The following is a 26,616-nucleotide window of genomic DNA, read 5'->3' as shown; positions in this document are numbered from 1 at the left end:
CACAGTCGCTAATTCCCTATAAAAATGAGTATTTTCCATTCTTATCTTGACCAGCTTATTTTCTGATGGTAGACTTTAATAGAACGTTTGTTCGAAAAAACAAGAAGTTGAGGTTTTAAGTATGGAGCAGGATTTAACATTTGGACACCCCATAAAAAAAATACTCTGGTTTACGATTCCAATCTTTATCGGAAATCTATTCCAGCAGTTTTATAATTTTGCAGATACAATGATTGTTGGACGCCTGTTAGGTGTCAATGAACTTGCTGCTGTGGGAGCAACCGGCAGTCTAATGTTTGTTGTTCTTGGATTTACACAGGGATGTGGAGCAGGCTTTTCAATTATTCTCTCTCAATATTTCGGTAGTAAGGATGAAAAGAAAGTTAAAGAAGGTTTCGCCGTCAGTATTTTTTTAAGCTTAGTTATCGCTGTTATTGTTACAATTGTAAGCTTTGCATCTATTCGTCCTCTGCTTCAATTTATGCAGACCCCAACGGAAATTATGTCTCTTTCCTATGATTACTTATCAATTATTTATTTGGGAAGTATTGCTGCATTTGCGTTTAACTTGCTAAGCAACATGCTGCGGGCACTTGGTGACAGTAAAACACCTTTATATTTTCTAATCTTGGCCTGCATCCTAAATATCTTTTTAGATTGGTTTTTGATTCGCGTTATTCCGATGGGTGTTGGCGGAGCTGCTGTTGCAACAGTCATCGCTCAAGGTGCTGCTTCAATTGCCTGTATTATATACATTGGTCAGCGTTTCCCACTCCTTAAAATTAAGAAAAGGGATTTTAAATTGGAGCGTAGTGAAATAAAGAAGCAGCTGACTTTAGGAATCCCTATGGGCTTTCAATACTCAATTATTGGTCTCGGTCAGGTTGCTCTGCAATATTCTCTGAATCTTTTAGGTACTGCAGCGGTGGCAGCTTATACAGCAGCCGGCAAGATAGAATTTTTCTCGTCAATGTCCGTTCAGGCATTAGGAACTGCCCTTGCTACATTCACCGGACAAAATTTTGGTGCTGGTAAAATAGAACGAATTCGTTATGCTTTCCGAAAAATACTATGGATTGCTCTAGGCATCGCGGTTTTTATGGGCGCTATTAACTGGTTTTTAGGTGATTTCCTGATTGCTCTATTTGTTTCAAAAAGCGAAACAACGGTGATTAATCTCGGTGTTCAGGTACTACAGGCTAACGGGTTGAGCTACTGGCTCCTTGCTATCCTGTTTATCTGTCGCTTTACGCTACAAGGACTTGGTAAAAGTGTCATCCCCACTGTCTCAGGTATTATGGAGTTAGTCAGTCGTTTTATCACTGCTTTTATCCTATCCAAACAATTTGGCTTTTTCGGCATCACTTTAGCCAACCCGCTGGCATGGCTGCTGGCTGCTATCCCTTTAGCCATTGCCTGTTACGTCACACTGCGTAATTTGAAACCTTCTGAAGAACTTTCTTCTATGGATTATGACGGTACTTTACTTGATTAACTTTGGGCCGTTGAAACAAGAATTGCTGTTGAATAAATGTCATGTAAAGGAGAACAAATAATGAGTATATGCAAAGAGTGCTATAGCTCAAACAATAGGATTACCCCTATTCGTGGAGCCAAAGAATGTCTAGAAACCCATACACAATATATTTGTGGAACGTGCGGTCGCTGCATCTGCATTGAAAAAGATCCTCGCAGACACCTTCAGCGTTGGCATTTTCCTTTCCAAAAACAGGAAACGGCATTACTCTACTTACGAACTGCTGACGTTAGTGAAAAAACAAACTGTGGCATCTATCAGCTAGCAGATGTCAGCGGAAGATTATCCTATAAAATTTTCCCAACAAAAGCCGCTTTGGAAAGCTATTTGATAAAAAATAAATCGAAAAAAAGTACTTCATACTCTCCAGTTTACCAACAGGCAATTTATCAGGTTTTTCCGGACACTCAAATTCGCAGACTGACATTGGATGAAGCTGCACAATACCTATCAGAAATAAGCTAAGTAGCACGATTACTTATATATACTAATGTGTATATTTTACTCGTTCATTTAAACAAGGAGGTCTAACTGAGCATTACTCGTTCAGTTAGACCTCTTTGTTATTGTCTTTTTAATCGTTCACTCGTTCTTTCCATAATTTTTTCTATCTTTTGTTTCTCCATCAGTAAACGCTGCTGTTCTCGTTCATATTGGCGGCGCTCAGGTTCACTGGATGCTTTTCTTAGATTTTTTTCTGCTTCTTCAATCTGATCATTTAATGATTTTTTCCATTGCTGATTAAAATTCAGCCACCACTGCTGCTTCTTTTCACTCTCTTGGGAACCATCATTTAGAGAAGAACGGAGCAAATTCATATATTGTCGAACGTTGCCTCCCTTTTCTCTTCTTAAATCTTGAACATAATAATTTTTTTGTTCGGTATTCATCTGCGACACATAGGTATCTTCCTCACGATCAACAATATTCTGTAAAAATCCAAGGATTGGCAATACTAGATACGTGACCAAACCGAACTTTGGAAAGAAGTAGGCAAAAATTAGAATAATCAAGCGGAAAGCCAGCATCATCAATTGACGCTTGTCCTCTCTTTGGCGAAAATATTTCGGCAGGCGGTCCTTTTCCTCGATTTGTTCCCCCAAAGAATGAAGCAAAATAGACCATAACAGTGTCACGAAAAAGCTTAAAACACCGTATAAAAAAACAACTTGCTGATTGGTGTCTTCAATCAGTAATCTGGTAAACGTTGGTATCAAAGATAACGCGAATAAAAAGAACATATATACAACAAAATCTTTATTTTTTATTTTTCCAGTTTTAGAAAACTTTTGTGCTCCCTGATACCAAAGATCTCCTACAAAACAAAAACTAATAAAATAAATTCCAATGGAACGAAAAAGAATATAAGAATCTAATTCACCACTTGAAGAAAGCTTTATTGGCAGCTCTAATACAATAATCGTAATAATAATTGCTATGATTGCATCACCAAATGCAATAATGCGTTCTTTCATCTTTTCCATCATTTTTCTCCTCATTTCAGGTCCAATCTAATTAGTAAATCAAAACAACAGGGGCTGCGACGCAGCCCCTGTCAGCTCTTATTTACTATAGACCTAAACCAGTGGATAAATCAAATTATCTGCTGTTTAACCAGTTATTTATAGATTGTTTGTTAGTTCTTACGCTTGAACGGCTTCCAGTTGTTCATTTTCAAATACCAATTGACCATCCAGCAGCGTAATAGTTACTCTTGTCTTAGGAAGCACACGACCAGATACAATTTCTTTTGCCAACGGTGTTTCCACTTCTTTTGTTAAGAAACGCTTCAGCGGTCTAGCGCCATACGCTGGGTCATACGCCTGCTGAGCAATCCAGTCCTTAGCATCTTCAGAAATAACTAATTCTATTTCCTGATGCTCTAAACGAGCAGACAGCTGCGCCGTCAGTTTGGTAATAATGCCCTTCACATCTGCTAAGCTTAGTGGAGTAAACAGAATCGTATCATCAATTCTATTGAGAAATTCTGGTTTGAAATGACCTCTCAAAATTCCTCTGACCTGTTCTTCAACCGCTTCCGGGATTTCGCCTTCTGCAGTCACTCCTTCCAGCAGCAGCTGTGAGCCTATATTGCTGGTCATAATCATTACAGTATTTTTAAAGTCTACTACTCGACCTTTAGAATCAGTTAAACGCCCGTCATCTAAAGCCTGAAGCAAGATATTAAACACATCTGGGTGAGCCTTTTCTATTTCATCCAGTAATACAATGGTGTAAGGGTTTCTGCGGACTGATTCAGTCAGTTGTCCCCCTTCTTCATAGCCTACATATCCTGGAGGAGCACCTACTAGACGAGAAACACTATGTTTCTCCATATATTCACTCATATCAATCCGTACCATATGATCTTCAGAATCAAACAGATTTTCTGCCAATGCTTTGGCAAGTTCTGTCTTACCCACACCAGTCGGTCCTAGAAACAGGAACGAACCTAATGGACGATTAGGATCCTGTAGACCTGCTCTTGAGCGAATCACCGCGTCGCTCACAGCATCAACTGCTTCATGCTGCCCGATTACCCGTTTATGAAGAGTTTCATTCAGCTTCATCAGTTTTTCCCGTTCCCCTTCAACCAGCTTGGTTACCGGGATGCCAGTCAATCGTCCGACAACTTGGGCAATTTCATTTTCAGTAACTGATTCCTGCACCATTTTTACATGATTATCCAGATTTTTTGCTTCCAAGTCTTTCAATTCTTTTTCAAGCTCTGGAATTGTCCCATGACGTAGAACTGCAGCACGTTCTAAATCATAATTATTTTCTGCATCCTCCAACTCATGCTTTGCTTTGTCAATTTCAGCTCTTTTATTACTAACCGCATTTACTTCATCTTTTTCTGTTTCCCATTGCAGCTTCATATTGTTCGCTTCTTCTCTCAGTTCAGCCAGTTCTTCTTGAAGATGTGTTAGACGCTTCCTGCTGGCATCATCTGATTCCTTCTTTAAAGCTGCCTCTTCAATTTCCAGCTGCATCAGACGGCGTGTTACCTGATCCAGTTCGGTAGGCATTGAGTTCATTTCAACGCGAATCGTCGCACTCGCTTCATCAACTAAATCAATGGCTTTGTCCGGCAGAAAACGGTCAGTGATATAGCGGTCAGACAAAGTTGCAGCTGCAACAAGTGCGTTATCATGAATATTTACGCTATGGTGGATTTCAAATCGTTCCTTCAGCCCCCGTAGAATACTGATAGTGTCTTCAACAGTAGGTTCTTTTACCAATACTTTCTGGAAACGACGTTCCAATGCTTTATCCTTTTCCATGTACTGACGGTATTCATCTAGTGTGGTTGCACCAATCAGATGTAGCTCACCCCGAGCTAGCATTGGTTTCAACAGATTGCCGGCGTCCATGCTGCCTTCTGTTTTACCAGCACCTACTATATTATGAATTTCATCAATGAAAAGGATAATTCGACCATCGCTTTTATTGACTTCTTTTAGCACTGCCTTTAGCCGTTCTTCAAATTCTCCACGGAATTTTGCCCCAGCAATTAAGGCACCCATATCTAAAGAAAAAATTGTTTTATCCTTTAGATTTTCCGGTACATCCTTGCGTACAATCCGCTGAGCTAATCCTTCGATAATCGCTGTCTTACCAACACCCGGTTCACCGATTAACACTGGATTATTTTTTGTTTTTCTCGAAAGAATTCGAATAACGTCCCGAATTTCTTCATCTCGTCCGATGATAGGGTCCTGCTTTCCGCTTTTCACCTGTTGAACTAAATCAACCCCATATTTTTCCAGCGCTTTGTATTGTTCTTCCTGACTTTGAGAGGTCACTCGATCTCCACCCCGCATATCTTCGATATTTTTTCTCAATTCCTTTTCTGTAATTCCTTGACTTACCAAGTATTTAGTCAACCGATAATTTTTCAGCTTCATCAATGCAAGCACCACAATTTCAGTTGATAAAAACTCATCTTGAAAGCTAATCCGCAGTTGATCTGCTTCATTTAAAAGACTGAATAAATTTTGGCTCATTGTTTGCCCATACTGGACATTACCGCCTTGAACAACTGGATACTCATCCAAAGCTCGATCAACTTCATGCTCAAATCCAGCAACATCCAGTCCTGCATCTGTATAAAAGTTACGTCCAAAATGGTTTGGCTGCAATAAGATTTTCCATAAGTGAGCAATATCTATTTCCTGGTGACGACGTGTTACCGCAATTTGTTGAGCTTCAGCAACGGCTTCTTGCAATGTCGTAGTCATTTTTTCTATTTTCATTAATTCTTTCCTCCTATAACAGTAATAATCTATTTATATATCCTCGCTTCTATTATGAATCTCCCATAACTAAAAGACAAAGATAACGAATGCTTATAGTTAAATTATAGCTAATTGGTCAGTAAAGGTCAAACTAAAAACAGTGATTTTTACTGACTTTTTTTCATACTCTTTAGTTAGTCACTTCCACTAGAATCTTACCAGAGTTTTTACATAAAAAAATCAGCCCTTAGAACGAACTACATACTACAATAACCCAAGTTAATCAGCCGTCCCCATTTAGACACTAAAAACCCCCTAAGTTAGATTTTCTGGTCTAACTTAGGAGGTGTATTTCATTCACTCTTTATTTCAAAACATATTCCAAAGAAGGTTAAAACAGAAATCTAACAGCCTCGAATGAAAAGCATTTGTATTTCCTGTTATTTGAAAAGCATTTTTCTTATTACCTAAATCCCCTGAAAGGTATCTTAGCATCTGCTAGTTTCTCAAGCTGTAAGAGCTCGTTCCAAACATGCACTATACTTTTTCGATTTGTTTAATCGAGTTCCCCGGAATTTGCGGTGGAATCGACATAGTCATAATTGGCAGTCCTGTTAAGGTGAAACGGATTTTATCCCCTTCCTGCAGTTCATTCAAAGTCAGCCCTTGTGCCAGCTGATTTTCTCCAGCATTTAAAATAACGCCATCTGATTCCATCATTGGTAAAATCGTTTCAGGGTCTTCTACTGCTTCAACAGATGTTAAGGTAATACGGACAGTACCGTCTGTTTCAGCAGCACCCGTGGTCAGCACTCCTGTAAAAACAGATTGTGTTCCTTGTATATTTGATGATGCGCTTGTTTCATCAGATTGCTCTGCAGTCTTATCATTTGTTGAGTGATCAGACATGTTAGCCTCACTGCTTTCTTTTGATTTATCACTGCCAGTACCACACGCAGCTAAAAGTAATACGGTACCCACTATACATGCAATCAATTTTATTTTTTTCATCCAAAAATTCCTCCATACATACTCATACATGTTATTTGAAAGTAAGCAAACAGACTATACATCCTCATTGGTAAAATTTTGAGAAAATAAATGAGTTTATACAGTCTGCCGTTTGTTCTGTCAGCTGAGTTAACCGTTTCTTCGGTCTTGTCCGCTCAGCGTAATTTCTTTTGCCAAATAACGTATCCGCTCCATCAGCCGCTTCGCCTTCAGCGGTTCTTGCTCACCTCTTTGAGAAATTGTAAGATGGCTTTCCAGCCCTTTCATGTCAAGGTTTGAAGAAAAGAAGGTAACTAGCTGTTCCTGCATACGGTATTGAAGTATTACACTTAGAACATCATCTCTAATCCAGCTGGTCATCGATTCTGCACCGATATCATCAATCATCAGAATTGGGGCTTTCTTAACTGCGTTCAGTTTTTCACCCACCAAATCCTTTGCGATTGCCTGCTTCATCTCTACCGTAAATGTAGGAAAATGAATGATTGTTGTTAAAAAACCATCTTTCGCTAAATCATTAGCAATAGCTCCCAAAAGATATGATTTTCCCACACCAAATGTCCCTTGCAGATACAATCCCCGATGAAATTCCTTAGGATTATTGACATAGGCATCAATAAACTTTGTTGCTTCGCTTAGGGCTTCAAAGCGTCCGCTTGATGACCGGTCAAATTTTGCAAACGTCGCATTCCGTATATCCTTCGGCATGGTCATTGCACTAACCCGTCTGCGGACTTCCTCTTCCTTCTGCTTGGCCAAAAGCAATTCTGTTGGGATATATGTGACATCGATGTAATGGAAGTTCAGAGTTAATTTTGGCTCATAGCCCGGAGCTATCATATTGGGATCGTTCAATTGAAACTTCTTCTTTTCCTGAACAAACTCATAGAGCTTCGAATAGCTTTTTTGAATGTCCTCATCTGTTAGCTGATCCCGATGGTCACTAATAAATTGTTTGACATCCGGATCTTCCATCACCGAGTGAACCAGCTCATTGAATCGTTCATTCAGTTGTCTTTGCCGGATGATTTTTGACATTTCTTTTCCTACATCTTCCACTATCGTTCACCTCTTCTCCTTAAGAATTCTTCCATTTCTCTATCTAGTTTTTCCTGTGCTTCTTTAGATAACTTTTCCTCTGGAACAGGATTGTCTACCCAATCAGGCAGTTCTTCCTTTCGGACAGGATTTTGCCGGTAGCCGCTAGTATATTCGCGTTTTTTTCGTTTATTCTGATTTTCAGTTTGCTTATTTTTTAAATACTCCATTGCTTTTTCCGGAGAAAAAATTTCTTTTTTTGCCCAGTCGTTAGCAATTGTATAAGCATACTCCGCTTTTAGCGTGGCTTGTTTTTGAATGATTAACACATAAGAAATTAAAATATTAATCACGCTATTAGGCAAGCCCGATCTCTTAATCAGATATTCAATGATATATTTTTCCTGTGCAATTTCAAAACCGCCCAGCTGCTCTTTTACTGCAGCTAGATATTTTAACGGTGGAATGGTTTCACTATCAATAATCGTCCGTATATCGTCATCTGAAAAGCCATCTTTTTTTAGTGAGTTAAACCGATACGTCCGTTGCTCCTCTTCTGTTAAAGCGGCCTGCTCATTTCTTCGCACCTGAGGTTCAGCTTGTTTACGCTGCTCCTCATAGTGCTTATGAACTGCTGCTTTCAATGCTTTGGTGTCAATTTCACTCGTATGGTAGTCAAATGTTTCTTTAGCAAATTCAGCGAGTTCCAGCTCATCAGGACCATACAAGCTATTCAATGTATAGACTGCTTCTTTAACTTGCTGAGAATTCTGCGGAATTTTTATTCCAAAACGCTCCACCTGACTGACAAAAAATGCCCAGTCAAACTGCTGCTGGTTCACCGCAGTCAACGGCCGACCCGATACAGGATCTTCAAAGGATTGCTTTAAAGCGTGAAGCAGCTTATGTTCTGAAACTAGCTGTTCTTCCTTAAAAGAGTATACCTCTCTATAAGTGGAAGAAATGTTTTCATAACCCGCTAAAGCTGTATACTTTGGCTGAAAGCGTTCAAACAACTGTTCAAATTTCTTTTTTCCTACCCGATTAAGTAAGGTTAAGGTCAAAATTTCATCTTTAAAAAAACGTTCTATACTCTCAGGATGATTTAACCGATATACATAGGTGATTCCCAGCTCACTATCTGTTTTCACAAATGTATCGAGTAAGCCGATTCCTTCCAGCTTCGCTCGAGCTTCTTCCAGCTGCCTGCTGCCAAGATCCAGCTGCATAATCAGCTCCCGGTGAAAACTTATTTCACTTAATCCAGCAGCAGAAACTTCTCCCAAAAGTGTCAAATACAAGCTAAATGCATTGGCTCCAACAATCGGCTGGTATAAAAATAGTAGGATTTCTTTTTCCTGATCCGACAACGGCTGACTAACCAGCACACTAAAGATATCTTTCGGTTGGATTTCTTTCCTGTTATTTTTCACGGAAAGACCTCCTTATTCATTCTCCGTATCATTTTTTTCTGATTGTGCTTTATCAACAATTTCCTGGAGCTCCTTCAAAAAGACACTCATATCTTTAAACTGACGATAAACACTAGCAAAGCGAATATAGGCAATCTCATCCAGCATAACCAGATCCTCCATTACGAACTCACCAATTAATGTAGTTGAAACTTCATTTTCACCTAGTTCACGCACTCTATTCTCAACATTATCAACAATTTTTACCATTTGTTCCATCGCAACAGGACGCTTTTCCGCTGAACGGATAAGTCCTCTTAAAATTTTATCTCTATTGAATTCTTCACGATCACCGTTTTTCTTAATAACAAGTAACGGAGCAGCTTCAATTCGTTCAAACGTTGTAAATCGGTTATGACAGTTTTCACATTCTCTTCGTCTACGGATAGCTCTCCCGTCATCAGCCTGACGACTGTCAATTACCCGAGAATTATTATGATGGCATCTAGGACAACGCATAGTGATCACCTCAATTTTCATTTAAGTTAGTAGTTATATTATAACACGAAATGTGGTGAGAATAAAAACCCTTCATCGCGTACCAACATTTTAACATGATACTGCACCGCTATGTTGTTTGAAACTACAATTATTAAATAAAAAACAAGCTTTACGCCTATTTAATTCAAACAAATAAATAAGAGAACTACAGTTTAGCAGCTCCCTCAATCTCTCTTTAGTCATCTTTTAAATTAGCCGCTCATCTTTTAGCCAATTCAGAATCTGTCTTTCCAATTTTTCAACGGTTCCCTGATTGTCAAAAACGATATCCGCTCTCTTTTTCTTTTCCTCAATAGGCAGTTGGCTGTTCATGCGCTGGCATGCTTCTACTTCTGAGATAGCATCTCTCGCTGCTAATCGCGTAACCTGTAGTTGTTCAGGGATATAAACAACTGCAATCCTATCCACTGAATCTTCATAGTTCTTCTCATAAAGCAAAGGAATATCCGCAATCACCAGTTGACTTGTCTCAGCAGCAGCTTTAATCGCTTGACTAATCTGCTCTTGTAAAAAGGGGGCTAGGGTATCATCCAGCAACGCTCGTTTTTTATCATTTGAAAAAATCAAACGCCCCAGCTTTTTGCGGTTCAACGTGCCGTCTTCGTTTAATATTTCTTCGCCAAAAACGGCTGTCACTGCTTTAAGTCCTGGGGTTTCAGGCTCAACAACCTGCCGGGCAATCTGATCAGAATCCACAACAGGGAAACCATTTCTTTTAAACACTTTCACGGCGGTCGTTTTACCTGTTGCGATTCCGCCGGTCAGACCCAAAATTAAGCTCATGCTACTTCATTCCTTTCAGCTTTTGGCATGTGGGACAAAAATGAGTACCGCGTTGAGCAACTTTGATTTTTTGAATCGGAGTGCCGCAGCGTAGACAAGGCTCTCCAGTTTGCCCATATGCATGAAGAGATATCTGAAATTTCCCAGCCTCGCCTAAGGCATTTAAATAGCTTCGAATCGTTGTCCCCCCAGCTTCAACAGCCCTTGCCAAAACATCAATAATTGCAGCGTACAGTGCTTCTGTCTCCTTATTTTTAAGACTGTCTGCCGGTTGCTCAGGGTGAATCTTTGCTTCCCATAGTGCTTCATCTACATAGATGTTTCCCAAGCCCGTCACTAGCTTCTGATCTAACAATAACGGTTTTATTGCTTTATGATGCTTTTTTAGCCCCCTACGAAAGTCCTTCAAATGAAACACTTCCGGCAAAGGCTCCGGACCTAAAGCCAGTATCCCTTTGTATTGACTTGCCTGCTCTTTATCAACAAGAACCATCCTGCCAAATTTTCTAACGTCCAGATACCGTAGTTCGGAGCCATCCGTAAACAAAAAGCGAACATGGGTATGCTTGATGAGAGTATCAGCCGCTGATTCATGAAATTCGTATTTCCCTTCCATTCTTAAGTGGGAAATCATATCAAAATCAGTTAGTTTAAAGATTAGAAACTTCCCCCGGCGTTCAACTGCTTTGATGGTTTGGTTTTTAAGCGAAAGCTCAAATAGCTCCTTTTCCGGCTGTTCGATAATTCGTCCCCATAATACCTGTACGTCTTCGATTGTTTTTCCTACTACCAATTTCTCCAGTCCTTTACGAACTGTTTCAACCTCTGGCAATTCCGGCATATTCGTCCCTCCAATCAGTTCAATTTTCATTGTCAAAACTGTTTACTCACTTCATTTAAATAAAGAGGCGCTGCTTAGCCGCCTCTTCGATTATTCCTTAGATTATTTTGCTTCATACCAGGTTTTTCCCCAGCTGCTGTCAGTAATCAACGGAACATGGAGTTTTACGGCCTGCTCCATCTCTTCTTTAACAATTGTTTTCAACTGCTCAAGTTCTTGTTCAGGGGCTTCAAAGACAAGCTCATCATGTACTTGTAGAAGCATCGTCGCCTGTACTTTTTCTTTTTTCAGACGTTCAGCCATATTAATCATGGCAATCTTCAAAATATCTGCTGCGCTGCCTTGAATAGGCGTATTAATAGCTGTACGTTCAGCAAAAGAGCGTAGATTAAAGTTGCGGGAATTAATATCGTTTAAGTAGCGTCTGCGGTGATAAAGCGTTTCTACATAGCCTTTATCTTTTGCTTCACGGACGATTTCTTCCATGTATTTTTTAACACCTGGATATTTTTCAAAGTATGTGTCGATATACTGTTGTGCCTGTTTGCGGGTAATTCCTAAATTTTGCGAAAGACCATAATCACTAATCCCATAAACAATTCCAAAGTTTACTGCTTTGGCCTGACGGCGCATATTTGGCGTGACATCTTCCGGCTTTTCAAGACCAAACACCCGCATTGCAGTACTTGCATGAATATCTTGACCGTCAATAAAGGCCTGCTTCAAATGCTCATCGTCTGAGATATGAGCCAGAACGCGGAGTTCAATTTGAGAATAATCCGAAGAAAAAATCAGCCAGTCTGCTTTTCTCGGAACAAATGCTTGGCGAATTTTCCGTCCCTCATCTAAACGAATTGGAATATTCTGCAGGTTAGGATCGACCGAACTCAACCGGCCCGTTTGAGTTAAGGTCTGAACATAGCGGGTATGGATTTTTTCATCTGGCTGAATAACTTTCAGTAATCCCTCCACATAGGTTGACTGAATCTTGGCAATTTGACGATAGGTTAAGATATCTTCGACAATCGGCGCTTGCTCCTTCAGCTGTTCCAGTACATCTACTGCCGTTGAGTAGCCTGTCTTCGTCTTTTTAATTACTGGCAGTCCCATTTTCTCAAACAAGATAACGCCCAGTTGTTTTGGTGAGTTCAGATTAAATTCTTCGCCCGCTTCTTCATAAATTTTCTGCTCAATACCTGACAGCCGTTCAGAAAACTCAATTCGCATTTCCTTTAATCGCTGAGCATCTACTCGAATACCAGTAATTTCCATATCTCCAAGAATTTGAGACAACGGCAATTCCATTTTATAAAAGAGATCCACCTGATTCTTTTCTGTCAGTTCTTTATCCAGCGAATTCGTTAGAAAATGAATGGCTTTGATTTTTCGGGCTAAATGACTGTAAAACACTTCTTCATCTTCCGGCAGCCCTTTTTTTGCTCCTTTTCCATAGACAGCTTCATCTGAACGGATTTCAGTATAACCGTAATGCTGAGCTACACCTTCAATATCCGCATTGCTGTCGTTTGTATCCAGCAAGTATGCGGCTAAAAGAACATCAAAAGTTACTCCCTGCATCTTTCCCGAATACCTGTTTAATGCAACGTAGGTGCGTTTCATATCATAAACTTTTTTCTTATATACATCAGACAGCAGCCATTTAGTGAAATACGGATTTTCGAAAAGCGCCAAATCGCTAGTAACATAAATTTTTTCTTTTGTGCCCCATGCGACGCCAACAATTGGAGACGTATGGTAGTTATCCTCCATCATTTCCACGTACAGAGCCATGTCGTCAGTAAACATTTCTTCAGTGAAGGAATCCACTACTTGAAACAGGACATCCTCCATTTCCTGATGCTCTTCTTCAATGTTAAGCTTGCTGAGAAACTGTTTAAATTCCATCTCCTTGTAGAAAGGAACAAGCTTGTCCAAATCCTTTCCTTCATACTTCAAGCTGTCAATATCAATATCAACAGGCGCATTGACTTCAATTGTTGCCAAACGCTTAGACATAAACGCCTGCTCTTTATCATTTATCAGATTTTCTTTCATTTTACTTTGCTTCAGTTCATCAATATGCTCATAAATCCCTTCAACAGAGCCATATTCCTTCAGCAGTTTAATCGCTGTCTTCTCACCAATTTTAGTTACGCCTGGAATATTATCGGATGTATCCCCCGCTAGACCTTTCATATCAATAATCTGTAATGGCCTAAGTCCATCGTATTTTTCTGCCACATATTCAGGTGTATAGGTCTCCAAATCGCTTACACCCTTAACTGTGATATCAACTTTTACTGAATCCGTTGCCAGCTGAGTTAAATCCCGATCGCCAGAAAGAACAACTACATCAAATTCTTCTTTAGATACCTTATTAGCTAAAGTTCCGATGATATCATCTGCTTCATAGTTATCCAGTTCATAGTACTGGACACCAAGTCCCGTCAACAGCTCTCGAATGTACGGCATTTGTTCTTTAAACTCGCCTGGTGTTTTAGAACGCCCAGCTTTGTATTCTGCATAGAACTCCGTTCTGAACGTTGTTTTTCCAGCATCAAAAGCTACAAGCACATGAGTAGGGTTTTCCTTTGCCATAACATTTTCAAACATTGTATTAAAAGCATAAATTGCATTCGTATGCAGCCCGTTCTTATTTTTGAAGCGTTCTAATGAATTGTGAAGAGCAAAGAAAGCCCGAAAAGCTACACTGTTGCCATCTACTAATAAAAGTTTATTTTTTGTCATTGAATTTTCTCCCTTTTCTTGGTTTTCTTCTACTCTATGGATTTACGCTAAAAATGAATCACCTATAAGCTGGGTAAGTATTGAGCAACAGCTACTAGGTTTTCTTGCTGTGTCTCTTGACTCTTTTCGAATAATCCGTCTGGTTAGCCACTGCTTTATTATAGAAATAAATGTTCAGGAAAATTCGGTAAAATAAGGGCCACACCAATCATTTCACTAACAGCTTCTATATCTGGATAGATGGGACTCCGATTACTCAACGCAACCCGTATTTTCTAAATCACTTAACTGACAACCCAAAGCTTAGCTCTTTTGTCTCAATCTCAATAAAATATGCATTTTTTCTACTTTTACCAGAAACATAGTTCTGTTATATTCTAACAAATATCTACAGAATTTGCAGTAAGAAGGTAAAGAAAAGACCGAAACAACTTAGGAGAGCTGTTTCGGTCTTATAGGAGTTCACACACATAAATTCACACAAATGAAATTAATTTAATTTTCTATTTGTACTTATTGTACTGTGCATTTTTGAATTATTTATGACTGATTGTTTTCTAAATTGTAAAACTTACAAGAACAACAATGAACACTTAGTGAATTTTGCTTAATTTTCGCGTTCTAACAAGTTCTTCCTGAATGACTTTTTCAGAAAACGATACCTCAATCTCGGCTAAAACATCATGAGTATAGGCTGGTGGAAATGCCGAACAGAAAGTGACAAATTTCCAGACCAACAGCAAATCAGCGGAATATCTTTCATAATATGCTTTACCTTTTTCGAAATTTTCCAATGTCTGAAGCCTAGAGGAATAAAAGATTTGATAGCCTAAAGCGTCTAGTCCTTCTCTAATAGCTTCAGGTTCTTTTAACAGTTCAAAAAGCACAGCCACAGTAAATTCTCCCATATTAGCTAATGTACGGGCAATAATATCCCTTGCCAATGGATAATTCTTTTTTTTAGAACTTTTGGCGTCAGCAATAGTTTGATGCTGATTTTTTCCAAGCTTACCAATATAAGGTATCATTTGCTCGACAGTTTGGGCATTGCCCTTGCCTAAAGCAGAGCAAATTTCCATACGGGAATAGAGCTTTTTTTCGATTAGCAGACGCTCTAGTAGAGCTTTAGCTGCTCCTGCTTCCAGAATAAACGAATGCCCAATCAAACGTGCGGCGGCTGACCGCTTCACAGGGTCTGCTGCATCTAACTGGTTAACTGCCTCTTCTTTGGAAAGCTTCTGAATGGAGCTATCCTCTGGCAGATAGCCTCTACTCGCTAATTCCTTCTGCGATGATTTCATGCTATTTTTCCCCGTTCACACTATGGTAAGATGTTGCCTGCTGCTAAATAAATAGCATACCAGTCTTCCCGGCTGAGAACTATTTCTGAAGCGGCAGCAATCTCCTTGATTCTTCCGATATTCATTGTACCAGCAATCACCTGCATTTCAGCAGGGTGTCTTAAAATCCAAGCAGTTGCCAAACCGGTTGGCGTAGTGCCGTATTTTTCTGCCAGCTCTTCCATCTTAGCATTTAATTCAGGGAATTTATCATTGCCAATGAACACTCCTTCAAAGAATCCATATTGGTAAGGAGACCAAGCCTGAATTGTCATTTGATTCAATCGTGAATAATCCAAAATACTGCCGTCATGATCGAAGCTTCCTTCATCTGTCATATTTACATGAATCCCCTGATCCACCATTTCAGTGTGCTTAATGCCAAACTGAAGCTGGTTAGCCAGCAGCGGCTGAGTCACAGTCTTTTTAAGCAATTCAATCTGCATTGGCTTTTGATTACTTACGCCAAAATATTTCACTTTTCCTTGCTTTTCAAGTTGATCGAATGCAGCAGCCACTTCTTCCGGTTCCACCAATGTATCTGGCCGATGAAGCAACAGTGCGTCAACATAGTCAAGACCTAAACGCTTCAAGCTTCCTTCAACAGAATCAATGATGTGTTCTTTAGAAAAATCAAACATTCCTTTACGAATGCCGCATTTCGTTTGAACAATAATATCATCTCTGGATATACTGCTGTTTTTTAACGCTTGACCAAAAATTGTTTCACATTCTCCAGCGCCATAAATATCTGCATGGTCAAAGAAGTTAATTCCCTGATCAACAGCTGTCTCTATGATTTCTTGCGGCTTTTCCGCGCCGTTCATGCGCATACATCCTAAAATCACTGCTGCTGCGGTTAAATCACTGGTACCAAATTGAATTTGTTTCATCAAAATTCCTCCTAATCGTTTAACTCATTCCTATTTTATCACACTTGTGTGAAAGGGTTTTATTTTTTATCCTCTAAAAGTGATTCTAACTGAAAAAAGAGGATATGATCGTCCATATTCGTAATAAAGAGAACTGGGCAAGTTATATTTTCATTTGTAAAAATTGGGTGGAGGGCAGTGGTCAGGATAATATCAGCATTATTGTATTCCGTTTGCGCGCCGGCTTCAATAATTTTAATATTTTTCCTTTGTCTAAAAAAAGAAAGAATCTTAGTTTTAAGCTCTCCTTTCTGTTCTATCGGCCACTCTAAAGCCAGATAGATATTTTTTCTTTTTTCCAGCGAAACAGGAGAACAAAGTCTGGTAAAGATTTGGAAATAACGAAATAGTAACTCTTCTTTATGAATTGCCTTAAACGATTTTGAGATTTTTTGAAGCTGGCTAATCCCCTGATTCAATCGTAAAAAGCAAACTGGATAAATTAACGTCATAGCATGTAACGCTGACGTTTTTTCATAATAGAACCCTTCCCATAACTCATGATACAGATGAAAACTAAGCATGGCTATGTAAATTTTTTTCGTAAAAATAATTTCTTTTTCCCAGAATACCTGCTTTAGCATCTTCGCTCCAAGATAAGAACATATTTGAACTCTGGATTTACTTTTATAATAATCAGAAATGCTTTTATCCCCTATCCTTCGACTAAAGGTTGCTGCATATTTTGCAAGCACAGTCAGAAATAGATACATATATTCTTCTGAAGAAAGAACGGCTGCTCTTTTTTTTCTTATTTCATTTATGAAATATTTGTATAGCTCACTGTCTAAACAAAAGCTTTCCATTTCGGATTTCAGAGCAATGCTTTTTTTCTGTTCTATTCTGTGCAGCTGGATGCAGATTATCAACATCAGCTGTTGCTTTTGAATATGATTAACCCTCATCTGAAGAACCCCAATAAGCCCATCACAAAGAGTTGTTGCTTTTCCTGACAAATGCCCATTAGTCCAGCTATCAAATCCTTGAAAAATCTGCCAGCGAAATTTAGCTATAAACTCACGAATTTGGAGCTCTGTTCCTGTCAGTTCCAATGTATTGTGCCGCAGTCCTAAATAATAAGGCTTCAGCCATTCCCTGATTTTGGTAATTCTCTTTCTCATTTTTGCTTCACTTTCAGAAAAATGATTGGTCAAATCCACAATTGAGATGGGGGAAGCTGTGACTACTTTCTCTAGAATATAAACTTCGGGGGTTGAATAAATATAAAGCATACGGAACCTCTCCAAATATAGGGAATTGCTGTTCCGTAAACGCACGCTATCCTTTTCCGTCAGAGTAAGAACTAATTCTTTCTGGTACGTAGAATCCTTTAGGGCACCCTGCAGCTTATAAAGGTATTTTCGAACAGTTTTTACATGAACAGCTAATTTCTCCGCTAACGATTTTAGCAAAATATCTTCTGTAGCATTTTGAAGAATCCCTAGAATCTCTATTATTTTCTTTGTTTCAAAGTCTAAGATGTCAATTACTTCCATATAACCCCTCACATTTTTTTATCAACAGTTCATTTATAAACTACCTCTTTTTCCTGTTTTCATTTTTATTTTTACCTGTTTATAGCAAAAAATAGCCTGGGAAGCTGCCCCAGACTATTTCTGAATTAAACACAGAAAAACAAAATTTTGTAGTAAGCTTTTCTATTACTCGCCTTTTATCCTTAGTGTCATCGCATTTGAAGCCACAATCACCGTACTCAGAGACATAAGAATTGCTCCTACAGCTGGATTCAATATAAAACCGATTGGTGCAAGAATGCCGGCTGCCAAAGGAATAGCAATGATATTATATCCTGCTCCCCACCAAAGATTTTGTATCATTTTTCTTCGAGTTTGTTTAGCTAGGTCAATAAAACGAATAATATCAAACGGATCACTGTCGGTCAAAACAACATCTGCCGAATCAACAGCGACATCTGTTCCTGCACCAATAGCGACACCGATAGTTGCTCTAGCTAGAGAAGGTGCATCATTAATTCCGTCACCTACCATCATTGTTTTATTCCCTTTATCCAGATATTCCTTAACCTTTTTTTCTTTTTCTTCTGGAAGCAGTTCACTATAGAAATCATCTATTTCTAGATATGTTGCGATAGCAGCAGCAGAAACCTTGTTATCACCAGTAAGCATTACAGGAGTGATAGCCAGTTTTTTAAGCGCCTGAATGAATGCCTTAGCTTGAGGCTTAACTACATCACCTAAAGCAATCAGCGCTGCCGGCTGGTCATCAATCAGTAGATAGCTTATTGTATTTCCCTGCTTCAAATAAGCTTCCTTCTCTGACTGTTTAATGGATAGAGATAAACGTTCTACTTCCTTTTCATTCACTACTTTTACAGAAAGACCATCAATTGTTCCAGTCACTCCAACACCTGAAAGGTTCTTTAAATCCTTTGCCTGATAAGGGATAATCGTCTTCTGCTTCAAATAATTCATAATACCGGCTGCCAACGGATGGTTAGCATCAGCTTCCAATGCACCTATATATTTCAATGCTTCTTCTTCAGAGTATTTTTGATTCAATAGGCTTATTCCTGTTACAGTAAACTTTCCTTCAGTCAGGGTACCGGTTTTATCCAAAAAGACATATTGCAAATCATTAGCTTGTTCCAAGGCATTTCTATTTTTTATTAGCAATCCATGTTTGGCTGCAATAGTTGTTGATCTGGCTATTACTAAAGGAATTGCCAGTCCTAATGCATGAGGACAGGCAATGATAAATACCGTGACCATTCGCTCAAATGCCTGACTTAAATCACCAGTTACCAAAAGCCAGATGAGAAATGCAGACAGTCCAACAATTAAAGCAATATAAAAGAGCCAGCGGGCTACCTTATCTGAAATCGATTCAAGCTTTGATTTTTCAGAACGAGCCTGTTGTACCAGCTGCATAACTTTTGATAGATAACCAGATTCTCCTGTTCCGGTAACTTCAATTTCTATTGTTCCACTTCCATTAATGGCGCCGCCAATGACCGTATCTCCGGTATTTTTTGTCACCAATTTTGCTTCACCTGTAACCATCGATTCGTCTACTGAACTTGCTCCCGACAAAATCCGACCATCTGCAGGAATCTTATCTCCGGAACGGATCATCAATCTATCGCCTTTGCCAACTTCTTTTAACGATACTATTTCTTCTGTCCCATCATCCTGAAGCCGTTTTACAGTATCAGGGAGCAACGCCGCCATTTTATCCAACGCGTCTCCGGCATTTGAGATAGCATTCATTTCAATCCAGTGACCCAAAAGCATGATAACAATCAGTGTTGCCAGCTCCCAGAAAAAGTCCATGACATGTTTATCTGGAAAAAGATGATTCATGATAAAAGCGTACACACTATAAAAATAGGAAACAGAAATCCCCATAGCAATCAGCGTCATCATTGCCGGTGCTTTTGCTTTTAGCTCCATTTTGGCCCCGCTTAAAAAGGGTTGTCCGCCATAAAAGAATAAAATTGATGCTAAAACGAGTACCAGCCAGTCTGACCCAGAGAAAGTAAACTGAAAAGGCAAATCAATCCCCATCATCGGAGAAATAAAAATGATCGGTATTGCCAAAATCAGAGACAGCCAAAATTTCTGCTTGAAGTTTCCCATATGCATTGAATGATCCATCCCACTCATTTCATGCCCATGTTCGTGATGTTCATGCCCTTCATGATTCATCATAGCGTGATTCATTGTTTCAGAAGACACCGTATGCTCTGTTTTTATATGATTATGTTTGTTATCCATAGTAAGTCAACCCCTTGCTCATTTAATCTGAAAGATTTCTCTCACTCAATTACAGCATAGCATAGGATTAATCTTCAATGAAATGAATTGACTTCTTTAGCTGTGAAACTTTAAAAAACCTGAAAATCGTTTCTTTTGATACATAGAAAATCTGCAGATTTTACTAAAAAAAGATGAAAAAATACCGTCAGCCAAACTTGCTGGTGCTGACTCAATTTCCTGATACATCTGTTCAATTCTTCTTCTATTGTACTTATATTTTTTTCTAAAACCTCCAGTTACTCCATAAAAAATTTCAAATCCGTAATTTTTTTTAGCTTGAGAAGGTGCATTTTTTAGAAGTCTGTTATATTTTTTAACTAAGCTCTCTAAAATATCTTTTTTTAGTGCTTCGTTATCAACTTTTCTATTAACTATCTGATAGATTTTTTGATATTCTTCCTTAGCGGTTTTCTTATATAAACAGCATGCGTAATCGAAGCCTTTATATAATATATGAGCACTAAAAATCAGACTAACCATTCGTTCATATTCATTAGAATATGTATCAAAAATTGCCGCTTCATATTCATTTATAGAATGATTATGGGATAGTTCATTTAAAAACCGGGAGATTTTCTGCTCATTTCTTTTTTTCATCAATTTCATTTTTTTCATGCTTCCCTCCTAATTTGCATATATTTCGGTAATTCCACTTCTAAAAGTACTTGCACTTCTCACGATGAGTAAGGATACACACAAACAATTGAATATATTTCGGTAAAAAAATTATATCATAGTAAACTAAACTATTCAATATGAAGTTCATGAACACCAAAATGAAAAATGAGAATAATTGTGGTATATTAAATAAAGAACCCTATATAAGGAGGAAATCATTTGACAACAAATCTGTTTGCTGCAGGTGAAAGAATCAAAAGTATACGAAAAAAGCATCGCTATTCAATGGCAGCTTTTGCAAAATTAGTAGGGAATTCCAGTGCAAGTACAGTCAATAACTGGGAAAAAGGAAATAATCTTCCTAAAAGAGAACGTTTAGAAAAAATAGCTATTCTAGGAAATACGACTGTTTCCTGGATTAAATACGGCACCTTCACCGAGTATGTCCTAAGCCTATTAGTAGATATTAACCCTTCAATCAAGCTTTCTGACGATCAGCTGCATAAATTAATTACCACACTTCAACAGAAAAGCATCTCTTATGAAGAAGATTTAGACATACTCGCAACAGCAAAGAACCTATTTCCGACGGCATTTGATTATGTTTACGAAAAAAAAAATACTGAAGTCTTTGCATTAATTGGAGAAGAAGCAACAGACTACTTTATTGAAAAGGACCCTAGCTACCGTATACGGCTCTTGCCTGTAATTAATCAACTAGCTAAAGATGAAACTAAATTTCAACTGCTTCAGACAGCAGCAGAACTGTTAATCGAAGAAGAAGCAGAGTTCTTATCTTTTTTGAAAATCTATTCTGAAAAACAAACAGATGAGAATTAGAAGCATAATTGAGAAGCATCGTTTCCACCCGTTCAAAGACCAGAGTAAGATTGCTTTTCATTCCAGCTCCATACACTGATTATCTTAACCGCTTTTTATGTTACAATTATGTCTTCAGTTTGCGTTATTATTAAAAAACAGTAAATCACAACTATTTTTTTCTAATTTAGGGTATACTGATAAAGGAGTTTTACTTAATTGCTTTTAATGATTTCATTAGTTATATCAATTAAAGCAAAGCTATTATTTAGCATATATCGAAAAAAGTGAGGACTATAACTTGAAGAAAAAGATTATTTTGACCCTTTCCTTTGCCCTATTACTAGGCACTGCACCAGTTGCGGCATTAGCAGAAACAATTGATGATCAGATTGAAGCAAAAAATCAGAAAATCAGCGAAATAGTAACCACTCAAAAGGAAGCAAATGAATATCTGGCAACGCTGGATGCTGAGATTACTGCATTAGAAGAAGAATATAATGCTGTTCTAGCAGAAAAACAAAGCACTGAACAGGAAATCAATACATTAAATACCGAGATTACTAATCTTGAAACTAAGATTGCTAAAAGAAATGACCAGCTGGATGCACAGGCGCGGGCAACACAAACCGGACAGGATACGTCTATTCTTTCTGTAATGCTGAATGCTACTTCTATTTCTGATGCAATTTCCAAAGTCTTAGCTGTAAATACAATTGTTAGTGCAAATAATGATATTATTCAAGCACAAAAGCAAGACAAAGAAAATTTAAACAGTAAAAAAGATACGCTGGTTGAAAAAGCAGCCGCGCTTGAAGCTAAAACTGCTGAGCTATCTGAAAAAGAAGAAGGGTTAGCGCAAGCTAAACTGGACCAAAATATTAAATTAAATGAAATAGCTGCAAGCTTAGCCAAAGAAACTGCTGAAAAAGAGCAGTTTGAAAAGCAAAAAGAAGAAGCTGAAAAGCAAAAACAAGCAGAATTAAAAGCACTTGAAGAGCGCAAACAAAAAATGGCGGAAGCTCAAGCATTGGCTGAAAAACAGGCAAAAGAACAGCAGGCCGCTCAAGCAGCAGCCGAAGCAGAAGCTGCTGCCAAGTCTGAGGAAAATCAGCAAGCTCCTACTGCTGAAGCAGAAGCTACTCCTTCTGTGCCTGATACGTCACTGCCGACAGATACAGAGGACACTTCTACACCTCCTGCTTCAAATAGCGGCTGGGGACTGCCGGTAAGTAGCGTAATAGTTACCAGCGGCTATGGCTATCGTGAAGATCCTACAGGTATTTCCGGAAATTTCCATGATGGCATCGATTTTGGCGGAAGCTCAAGCACAGTGATTATGGCAGTTAAATCTGGAACAGTTGAAGTTGCCGGATATGACGGTATGTCTGGAAACTATGTGATTGTCAACCATGGAGATAGTTATTATTCTTACTACGCTCACCTAAGCAGCTATACAGTAAGCCAAGGACAGACTGTTACACTTGGACAACAGGTTGGTTTTATGGGAACAACTGGTAATTCTACTGGTGTCCATCTACATTTTGCAATTGCTACTGGAATCTGGTCAGGTTTTGTTAATCCAGGACCACTTCTAGGCATCTAAAATTTAGTACTTTGACGGAAATCTATCGATAATAGGTTTCCGTTTTTTCATTTTTTAACTGTATTTGTAACATTGCTAAACTGCTCAAAATATAGTAATGTTATTTTGGGGATTTAAAATAAATGAAAAAGAGGGTTTAAAATTTGAATAAAGCAACACGTGATACTCGAATTGATGTGCTTCGATTTTTAGCAATTATACTTATTCTTCTGGGACATTCATCTCCTCCTACACTTTTGGGGAACCTTCGTACTTTTGACGTCTCATTAATGGTTTTTGTAATGGGCATGTCTTACTCATATAGTCGAGAAAAAGGAGTGGATAAGTATGGATCTTATGTAATAAAACGCTTATCACGTCTTCTAATTCCTACTTGGAATTTCTTGGTAATTTTCTACCTATTTTTCTTTGTTTCTACTTTTATTACAAGAATAACTTATCCTTTCTCTGTTGAAACAATGATATCATCATTTCAACTTGAATCAGGTTTTGGCTTTGTTTGGATATTTCGTGTTTTTATTGTTATTTCACTGTTCTTTCCCATTAGTTACATTATTTTGTCTAAAGTAAAGTATCTAAGCATACAGTTGACCTTGTTGACTTTCCTACTACTCTTTCAGCAAAGTGTTATCCGCTTTCAACAATTTTTCCCTGAGAGTATTAGTCCACATTATCATAACTTTATAGTTATTCCTTTTGGTTATCTGATTGTCGCCGCTTTCGGGATGCTTGCAGTCAAATTAAGAAGAGAACAATTGTTTTGGGTTTTTGAACTGTATGTTGTTATATTTTTAATTTCAGCTTTTTATCAGAACTTTGAATGGGTAAATAAGTTTAAGTACCCGCCAAATGTTTATTATTTATCTTATGGTCTATTATGTTCTTTTTTATTATTATTTTTACTAACATCTAAATTTACAGCAATCTTTAGACAAAATGACATTGTCAAATGGTTTTCAACTCATTCTCTAGATTTGTATTATTGGCATCTTATCATTGAATTTATACTAAGAATATTTTTTAGAAATTGGTTGCCAAGTTGGCCGCTTAAATTTACTTTATTACTAATTGGTTCCTTCATCCTTACCGTTCTAAACAGTAAACTAGCACCTAGATTACTATCTACTAATTATCTACTGCTGCTTCTAAGAAAATTGGGTGTCTTTACAAAAAAAGCAGACCTAGTTAGAAAATAACATTCTATACCTAAAACATCAGTGAAATGAAGGCTCTATACTTTTTGATGTTGTAGTGACCCCCAAAAGTTAGACTTTTTATAGAGTGGATTTTTCCACTCTATTTTTTATGCCATTTTTTGATTGAACTGTCGAAACTCTACTGGGCTTTTCCAGTTAAGTTTTTCTTTGATTCTATAATGATTGTAATAATAAATATACTTATGAACGACTTATCTTAACTCATTTTGGCTTTGATAGACTTTTCCATAATACATTTCTTGCTTTAGAATACTGAAGAAATTCTCCATAGGAGAATTGTCTAAACAGGTTCCTTTCCGAGACATACTTTGAAAGATACGGTTATCCTTTAAGGTTTGTACATAGGTGTTCATTTGACAAGCCCAACCTTGATCAGGGTGGAAAGTGCGACGATAGAGACAATCATTTGTTTGAAAAATTGCTTCTTCTAGCCCTGCCATAACTTTTTTACCATTTGGCTGAGTAGAAAGGCTGTAGCTTAGAACTTCACTGTTATACATATCCATAAACGGATCTAAATATAGTTTTTTGGGGCGAAGAATGCCAGTTTTATCTGCTTCAAAATATTTAAATTCAGTTGTATCTGTCGTGATTTTTTGGTGAGGAACAGAGGTGTTGAATCGGCGATGAATCAAGTTTCTAGCGATCTTACCAATACTTCCTCTATATGAATTATACTTCCTTGATTTCTTAGTGAAAGCATTGACTTGTAACTGTAGCTTTTGAATTAATCGCTGCACTTTCTTTTTATTTACTTGAAGTCCAAGTCGTCTCAATTCTTGTGTCATTCTTCTATAGCCGTAATGTTGATGCTCCTTACGAATCGCTTGAATTTCTTCTTCCATCCTTTTTGTTGGATTACTTCTGTTTAATCGTTTTTGCCAATACATGTAAGTAGCTTTGGGAAACCTTAAGGTTTCCAGAATATCTTTTAATTGATAGTGTCCTCGGAGGCTGTGAATGATTCGTGCGATTCGTTCATTTTTCGTTCGTCCTCTAAACGTAGCCTCCTCAATTCTTTTAAATAGGTATTCTCAATTTTCAACATTCTGTTTTCTTTTTCTAGTGTATCTAATCTGGATTGTTCATCGGTGAGTAGCTTGACTTCTTTTGATTTCTTCTTAGGCATTGTCGTTGGACGTCCTTTCTGATTAGAGAGTCCATCTATTCCCTGTTTCCGATAGGTTCTAAGCCAACTCGCAATTAAAGGCAGATTGTTAATTTCCAGACGATTGGCTACTTCTCGATAGGACAGCTCTGTTGTTAAATACAACTCTATCGCATCTAATTTAAATTGAACAGAATAATTCCTATTTTTTCGACTACGGAGTAGTCCTTCCTTACCAAATTCATTATAAGCATTGATCCATCTTCCTATTTGACTATTACTTTTAAACCCATATTTTTTTGCGAGAAAGTTTATCCCTCGCTTTTGATCCAGATATTCATGGACTACTTTTAACTTAAAATCAAAACTATATTTTGCCATACAAAAAAACCTCCAAAAGTTAGATTTTCAGTTCTAACTTTTTGGGGTTGGTACATCGGTACATTTAATTGTTAGTCATTTTTATATCTACGAATTATGCGCTCTTATAAATTTTTCACAGTCATTCCTTTTCTTCTCTAAATAGAAAGAACTCATTATTATTGACTACAAACTCCTTAATGCCGTCAGCAGCTTTATCAATAGCTGGTCAATTTTCATAGGGAGACAAGCAACAGTAAGTTGACAGTTAGAAAACACTTATATTCGCTATACTAACGTTGTAAGATCTTACAAAAAAGTAAAGAAAGGAAAACTTATGGCAAAAACAATTGGAAAAGTAAAAAGTTTTCTTGATAGTCTTATCGGTCAAATAACAGTTGATAAATCTGATGCCGGACTAAATGGACAATGTGTTAGCTTAATTAAGAACATTCTTGAATTTGTTGGCGCACCAAATCCATATGCTGCGCGTGGAAATGCAAAAGATATCCCAGTTACGTATGTTTCAGAAGGAATTGCAAACGTCGGTTCTGGTACGCTTAACATTGCAGTTAATAGAAATGGTGGTGGCGGCTATGGACACGTTTGGGTAAAAATCGGATCTGATAGTTGGCAAGCTAACTGGGCGG

At 38.0% G+C, this 26,616-nt stretch carries 22 protein-coding genes and 1 pseudogene; 6 read left to right on the top strand and 17 right to left on the bottom strand.

Translation table 11 applies throughout. From position 1 onward, the window contains the following. Positions 1 to 121 precede the first annotated feature (121 nt). Positions 122 to 1,495 carry an MATE family efflux transporter gene (locus ACYSNQ_RS02340; RefSeq protein WP_426081186.1) on the top strand — a complete coding sequence of 458 codons (1,374 nt, stop codon included), beginning with the start codon at positions 122 to 124 and terminating at the stop codon, positions 1,493 to 1,495. A 60-nt stretch (positions 1,496 to 1,555) separates the two neighbouring features. Continuing rightward, a complete protein-coding gene (locus ACYSNQ_RS02335) occupies positions 1,556 to 2,002 on the top strand; it encodes a hypothetical protein (RefSeq protein WP_426081185.1) in 447 nt (148 codons plus the stop codon). A 98-nt stretch (positions 2,003 to 2,100) separates the two neighbouring features. Here ACYSNQ_RS02335 and ACYSNQ_RS02330 read toward each other — a convergent pair whose 3' ends face one another. The 14 genes from ACYSNQ_RS02330 to ACYSNQ_RS02265 form a co-directional block, all read right to left on the bottom strand. Further along, positions 2,101 to 3,021 (bottom strand): TMEM175 family protein, encoded by a 921-nt coding sequence (locus tag ACYSNQ_RS02330; RefSeq protein ID WP_426081184.1) that lies wholly within the window; start codon positions 3,019 to 3,021, stop codon positions 2,101 to 2,103. Between the two features lie 159 nt (positions 3,022 to 3,180). Next, positions 3,181 to 5,793 carry an ATP-dependent chaperone ClpB gene (clpB, locus tag ACYSNQ_RS02325; RefSeq protein WP_426081183.1) on the bottom strand — a complete coding sequence of 871 codons (2,613 nt, stop codon included), beginning with the start codon at positions 5,791 to 5,793 and terminating at the stop codon, positions 3,181 to 3,183. Between the two features lie 519 nt (positions 5,794 to 6,312). Beyond that, entirely contained in the window at positions 6,313 to 6,786 is a 474-nt protein-coding gene (locus tag ACYSNQ_RS02320) for a hypothetical protein (RefSeq protein ID WP_426081182.1), read from the bottom strand. A 129-nt stretch (positions 6,787 to 6,915) separates the two neighbouring features. Beyond that, positions 6,916 to 7,845 carry a primosomal protein DnaI gene (dnaI, locus tag ACYSNQ_RS02315; RefSeq protein ID WP_426081180.1) on the bottom strand — a complete coding sequence of 310 codons (930 nt, stop codon included), beginning with the start codon at positions 7,843 to 7,845 and terminating at the stop codon, positions 6,916 to 6,918. Continuing rightward, positions 7,845 to 9,257 (bottom strand): replication initiation and membrane attachment family protein, encoded by a 1,413-nt coding sequence (locus tag ACYSNQ_RS02310; protein WP_426081179.1) that lies wholly within the window; start codon positions 9,255 to 9,257, stop codon positions 7,845 to 7,847. Before ACYSNQ_RS02310 ends, dnaI begins: the two co-directional genes overlap by 1 nt. Positions 9,258 to 9,269: 12 nt before the next feature. Next, on the bottom strand, positions 9,270 to 9,755 hold the full coding sequence (nrdR, locus tag ACYSNQ_RS02305) for a transcriptional regulator NrdR (RefSeq protein WP_426081177.1): 486 nt from the start codon (positions 9,753 to 9,755) through the stop codon (positions 9,270 to 9,272). 228 nt (positions 9,756 to 9,983) lie between these two features. Next, positions 9,984 to 10,580: a dephospho-CoA kinase gene (gene coaE / locus ACYSNQ_RS02300; RefSeq protein WP_426081176.1), complete on the bottom strand. Its 597-nt coding sequence runs from the start codon at positions 10,578 to 10,580 to the stop codon at positions 9,984 to 9,986. A 1-nt stretch (position 10,581) separates the two neighbouring features. After that, positions 10,582 to 11,421 (bottom strand): DNA-formamidopyrimidine glycosylase, encoded by an 840-nt coding sequence (gene mutM, locus ACYSNQ_RS02295; protein ID WP_426081175.1) that lies wholly within the window; start codon positions 11,419 to 11,421, stop codon positions 10,582 to 10,584. A 102-nt stretch (positions 11,422 to 11,523) separates the two neighbouring features. Beyond that, entirely contained in the window at positions 11,524 to 14,169 is a 2,646-nt protein-coding gene (gene polA, locus ACYSNQ_RS02290) for a DNA polymerase I (RefSeq protein ID WP_426081174.1), read from the bottom strand. Positions 14,170 to 14,762: 593 nt separating this feature from the next. Then, on the bottom strand, positions 14,763 to 15,470 hold the full coding sequence (locus ACYSNQ_RS02285) for a hypothetical protein (protein ID WP_426081173.1): 708 nt from the start codon (positions 15,468 to 15,470) through the stop codon (positions 14,763 to 14,765). 20 nt (positions 15,471 to 15,490) lie between these two features. Further along, positions 15,491 to 16,402 (bottom strand): aldo/keto reductase, encoded by a 912-nt coding sequence (locus tag ACYSNQ_RS02280; RefSeq protein ID WP_426081172.1) that lies wholly within the window; start codon positions 16,400 to 16,402, stop codon positions 15,491 to 15,493. A gap of 59 nt (positions 16,403 to 16,461) precedes the next feature. Further along, the gene (locus tag ACYSNQ_RS02275) at positions 16,462 to 17,937 is read right to left on the bottom strand and encodes a helix-turn-helix domain-containing protein (protein ID WP_426081171.1); all 1,476 of its coding nucleotides are present in this window, start codon (positions 17,935 to 17,937) and stop codon (positions 16,462 to 16,464) included. 165 nt (positions 17,938 to 18,102) lie between these two features. Continuing rightward, the gene (locus ACYSNQ_RS02270) at positions 18,103 to 20,196 is read right to left on the bottom strand and encodes a heavy metal translocating P-type ATPase (RefSeq protein ID WP_426081170.1); all 2,094 of its coding nucleotides are present in this window, start codon (positions 20,194 to 20,196) and stop codon (positions 18,103 to 18,105) included. Between the two features lie 96 nt (positions 20,197 to 20,292). Then, positions 20,293 to 20,853, bottom strand: coding sequence for a hypothetical protein (locus tag ACYSNQ_RS02265; RefSeq protein ID WP_426081168.1), 561 nt, complete (start codon positions 20,851 to 20,853; stop codon positions 20,293 to 20,295). Between the two features lie 222 nt (positions 20,854 to 21,075). Here ACYSNQ_RS02265 and ACYSNQ_RS02260 point away from each other — a divergent pair, with 222 nt between their 5' ends. From ACYSNQ_RS02260 to ACYSNQ_RS02250, 3 genes are all read left to right on the top strand, one after another. Beyond that, entirely contained in the window at positions 21,076 to 21,696 is a 621-nt protein-coding gene (locus ACYSNQ_RS02260) for a helix-turn-helix domain-containing protein (protein ID WP_426081167.1), read from the top strand. A gap of 280 nt (positions 21,697 to 21,976) precedes the next feature. Further along, positions 21,977 to 23,281: a murein hydrolase activator EnvC family protein gene (locus ACYSNQ_RS02255; RefSeq protein WP_426081166.1), complete on the top strand. Its 1,305-nt coding sequence runs from the start codon at positions 21,977 to 21,979 to the stop codon at positions 23,279 to 23,281. 143 nt (positions 23,282 to 23,424) lie between these two features. Beyond that, a complete protein-coding gene (locus ACYSNQ_RS02250; RefSeq protein WP_426081165.1) occupies positions 23,425 to 24,477 on the top strand; it encodes an acyltransferase family protein in 1,053 nt (350 codons plus the stop codon). A 107-nt stretch (positions 24,478 to 24,584) separates the two neighbouring features. Here the strand turns inward: ACYSNQ_RS02250 and ACYSNQ_RS02245 are convergent, their stop codons facing one another. Genes ACYSNQ_RS02245 through ACYSNQ_RS02235 form a run of 3 tightly spaced genes read right to left on the bottom strand, consistent with a single transcriptional unit; the run spans position 24,585 to position 25,987 of the window. Next, positions 24,585 to 24,650: a hypothetical protein gene (locus ACYSNQ_RS02245; RefSeq protein WP_426081512.1), complete on the bottom strand. Its 66-nt coding sequence runs from the start codon at positions 24,648 to 24,650 to the stop codon at positions 24,585 to 24,587. Positions 24,651 to 24,689: 39 nt separating this feature from the next. Further along, the gene (locus tag ACYSNQ_RS02240; protein ID WP_426081511.1) at positions 24,690 to 25,460 is read right to left on the bottom strand and encodes an IS3 family transposase; all 771 of its coding nucleotides are present in this window, start codon (positions 25,458 to 25,460) and stop codon (positions 24,690 to 24,692) included. Next, the gene (locus tag ACYSNQ_RS02235; RefSeq protein ID WP_426081164.1) at positions 25,430 to 25,987 is read right to left on the bottom strand and encodes a transposase; all 558 of its coding nucleotides are present in this window, start codon (positions 25,985 to 25,987) and stop codon (positions 25,430 to 25,432) included. Before ACYSNQ_RS02235 ends, ACYSNQ_RS02240 begins: the two co-directional genes overlap by 31 nt. 316 nt (positions 25,988 to 26,303) lie before the next feature. Between ACYSNQ_RS02235 and ACYSNQ_RS02230 the strand changes: the two are divergent. Continuing rightward, positions 26,304 to 26,616: pseudogene (locus ACYSNQ_RS02230) on the top strand (lysozyme); the annotation flags it as partial.

The organism is Enterococcus sp. LJL51, assembly GCF_054871795.1.
Note: the sequence above shows the minus strand (reverse complement) of the source record. Positions and strands in the feature narration are given on the sequence as shown.

Coding starts and splice junctions, on each gene's coding strand:
- ACYSNQ_RS02275 (WP_426081171.1), bottom strand. CDS start 17,937: ATGGAAGTAATTGACATCTTAGACTTTGAAACAAAGAAAATAATAGAG.
- ACYSNQ_RS02235 (WP_426081164.1), bottom strand. CDS start 25,987: ATGGCAAAATATAGTTTTGATTTTAAGTTAAAAGTAGTCCATGAATAT.
- polA (WP_426081174.1), bottom strand. CDS start 14,169: ATGACAAAAAATAAACTTTTATTAGTAGATGGCAACAGTGTAGCTTTT.
- ACYSNQ_RS02280 (WP_426081172.1), bottom strand. CDS start 16,402: ATGAAACAAATTCAATTTGGTACCAGTGATTTAACCGCAGCAGCAGTG.
- ACYSNQ_RS02330 (WP_426081184.1), bottom strand. CDS start 3,021: ATGGAAAAGATGAAAGAACGCATTATTGCATTTGGTGATGCAATCATA.
- coaE (WP_426081176.1), bottom strand. CDS start 10,580: ATGAGCTTAATTTTGGGTCTGACCGGCGGAATCGCAACAGGTAAAACG.
- ACYSNQ_RS02320 (WP_426081182.1), bottom strand. CDS start 6,786: ATGAAAAAAATAAAATTGATTGCATGTATAGTGGGTACCGTATTACTT.
- nrdR (WP_426081177.1), bottom strand. CDS start 9,755: ATGCGTTGTCCTAGATGCCATCATAATAATTCTCGGGTAATTGACAGT.
- ACYSNQ_RS02285 (WP_426081173.1), bottom strand. CDS start 15,470: ATGAAATCATCGCAGAAGGAATTAGCGAGTAGAGGCTATCTGCCAGAG.
- ACYSNQ_RS02340 (WP_426081186.1), top strand. CDS start 122: ATGGAGCAGGATTTAACATTTGGACACCCCATAAAAAAAATACTCTGG.
- mutM (WP_426081175.1), bottom strand. CDS start 11,421: ATGCCGGAATTGCCAGAGGTTGAAACAGTTCGTAAAGGACTGGAGAAA.
- clpB (WP_426081183.1), bottom strand. CDS start 5,793: ATGAAAATAGAAAAAATGACTACGACATTGCAAGAAGCCGTTGCTGAA.
- ACYSNQ_RS02265 (WP_426081168.1), bottom strand. CDS start 20,853: ATGAAAAAAATGAAATTGATGAAAAAAAGAAATGAGCAGAAAATCTCC.
- ACYSNQ_RS02335 (WP_426081185.1), top strand. CDS start 1,556: ATGAGTATATGCAAAGAGTGCTATAGCTCAAACAATAGGATTACCCCT.
- ACYSNQ_RS02270 (WP_426081170.1), bottom strand. CDS start 20,196: ATGGATAACAAACATAATCATATAAAAACAGAGCATACGGTGTCTTCT.